The organism is Ammoniphilus soli (genome assembly GCF_040813775.1).
In genome coordinates this window covers 1-2,299 of the sequence record NZ_JBEGDL010000100.1, presented here as the reverse complement: position 1 = coordinate 2,299, position 2,299 = coordinate 1, and the positions used below count along the sequence as shown (strand labels likewise).

General features: G+C 49.1%; 3 protein-coding genes. All 3 read right to left on the bottom strand.

The genetic code is table 11. The features are described from left to right. Positions 1-538: NAD(P)/FAD-dependent oxidoreductase (locus ABLT31_RS38325; protein WP_367760967.1), on the bottom strand; the 538-nt coding region annotated here is incomplete at its 3' end. A 71-nt stretch (positions 539-609) separates the two neighbouring features. Beyond that, positions 610-1,068, bottom strand: a complete 459-nt coding sequence (gene grdA, locus ABLT31_RS38320) for a glycine/sarcosine/betaine reductase complex selenoprotein A (RefSeq protein WP_367760966.1) — start codon at positions 1,066-1,068, stop codon at positions 610-612. Between the two features lie 26 nt (positions 1,069-1,094). Beyond that, on the bottom strand, positions 1,095-2,299 hold a 1,205-nt coding region (locus ABLT31_RS38315), incomplete at its 5' end, for a glycine/betaine/sarcosine/D-proline family reductase selenoprotein B (RefSeq protein ID WP_367760965.1).

Here is a 2,299-nt window from a genome sequence, read left to right as displayed (position 1 = left end):
ATTCATCCCGGCGATGGACAATCGTTACTTTGGAAGCAAAGCGAGTGAGGAATAGGGCTTCTTCTACAGCCGAATCCCCGCCTCCAATAACCACCAATTCAAGATCCTGGAAAAAGGCGCCATCACAAACCGCACAATAGGAAACCCCTCGTCCGGCAAACTCGATTTCTCCTGGTACGCCTAGCTTTCTTGGAAGGGCGCCTGTCGTGATGATGACGGACTTGGCCAGATAATCCTGTCCATCGATCACAACGGTTTTATAAGGATGGCCATCCTTGATGTCGCTAATTTTTCCGCGCAGATGCTCCGCGTTAAATTTGATCGCATGATCGTACATCAGCTTGGACAACTCCGGCCCTAAGATGGTGCTGAATCCCGGATAGTTTTCAATCTCTTCCGTGTTCATCATCTGCCCGCCAGGACTTCCCTTTTCCACCATCAGCGTACTCATATTCGCACGTGCCGTATAGACCGCTGTCGTCAATCCGGCCGGACCTGCCCCCGCAATAATGACATCGTAAATTTTTTGTTCGCTCACTTAATGACCCCTCCCCTAATCTGATATGGGATCAAGGGGGCGGGCATCCGACCCCTTGATTGATTTTATATTTATAGGCATCTAGCCCGAGCTGTTTTCATCATTTCGCATATGCCGTCCTTATCAAGAGAAAGCTCCATAATACCAATTTGCTCCTGGTAAATCTCTTCTGGAACAATCGCTTTGATTTCGTCTTCCAGCACATGATAAACTTGCAAGCCTAAAGCCACACCGGCTAAAGGTCCGGCATAGGTTGGGTCACCCATCGTCACGGTTTCAGCGTAGATATCTGCACTATCCGCATCAGGAGATCCCAGGATCACCATCACGTTATCTTTTCCGAATTGCTCTACAGCTTTAATTAAAGAACCTTGAACCTCAAGGTCCATAGCGCCTGCCGCCGTTCAAACAAAGCACTGGGTATCCATGAAGATGACTTCTCCGCCGCTCGCTTTCACGCACTCGGCAATCGCAGGAGCCGGAACCCCGTCTCTTTCTCCAACGATAATGATCTTTTTATCTTTTAACATGCTGATCTCTCCTTTAATTTCAAGTTTTAGTATTTCACTTCAAAAATCGTCGCTTCTTCAACCCCTGTTTCTAAAGCCTGCAAAGCCACCCCTACGCGATACTTACGCATTTTCCGTTCATCTGCCGGCGATAGGTTAGGATCTCCCAGCGGATGAGGAATGGAAACCGTTGGCACAATCCGGTTGGCTCCCACTGTCTTGGCAATGGATACAAGATTGGCCATTTGTACAATCGTAATGCCTGCTCTTTCAATTTCTTTCACCATCGTTGCACCGCAACGAGTACAAGTCCCTCAGGTGGATGTCATGATGACAGCAGATACGTTGGCATCCCTTAACTGCTGGGCAATTTCGGCTCCCATGCGGCTAGCATCGGCTTGGGTTGTCCCTGTTCCGACCGTTGAGTATACATAGTCGTGGATTTTGCCAACTCTTCCTTCCTTCTCATACTCACGCAGCACATCAAGCGGAACGATGACATTCGGATTTTCATTGGCAAAGGAAGGGTCGAACCCAGCATGGATGGTCTGCCACTCGCCACCCTTTAAAGAATCTTGGCCAGCGATGCTGTATTTGCCCCATTTTGTAGCTGAAGCGGACTGGATGCGATCAGGATTTCCTACCGGGACAATTCCTCCAGAGTTTACAAAAGCAATGGTAGCATCCCTTAAATCAACCGTAGGCGCAATGGCCACTCGGTCCACCTTCGGCATGGGCATTTCCGTTATAAACGCTTCGCCGTTTAACTTTTTCAACAGCATGTTGACGACACGGTCAGCCCCTAATTCATTGGTAAACGCTTCAAAGCGGATACCTCTTGGGAAATACCCTTCCTCACGGGCTGACTTTAGCGGTTCGCCGTTGGCCAGTTTCTTTAGAAACTTAGCAAGAGCTGGTACATCCTTGCGCATCGCCCCCGCACTATCGCCGCCTTCAAATATGTAGAGATCCTTGCGGAACATTTCCACAGCCGGATTTTCTACATGCATGCTAGTTACGACTGGAACCCCAAACTCTTCTTCTACGGCCTTACAGATTTTGGCGCAGGCAAAACCGTAGCGTCCAGCGAGGAATGCAGGTCCTGCAATGAAGAGGTCGAATTCCACCCCCTTCAGGTAGCCGATGATGGTTTCAATCGCGGTCTCTTCATTCGATCCGAAGAAGTTATCTCCGCAGATGATCGTATGCGTAACCTCGATTTCTGGGGCAACGGTGTTTTTGAGAAGCATTC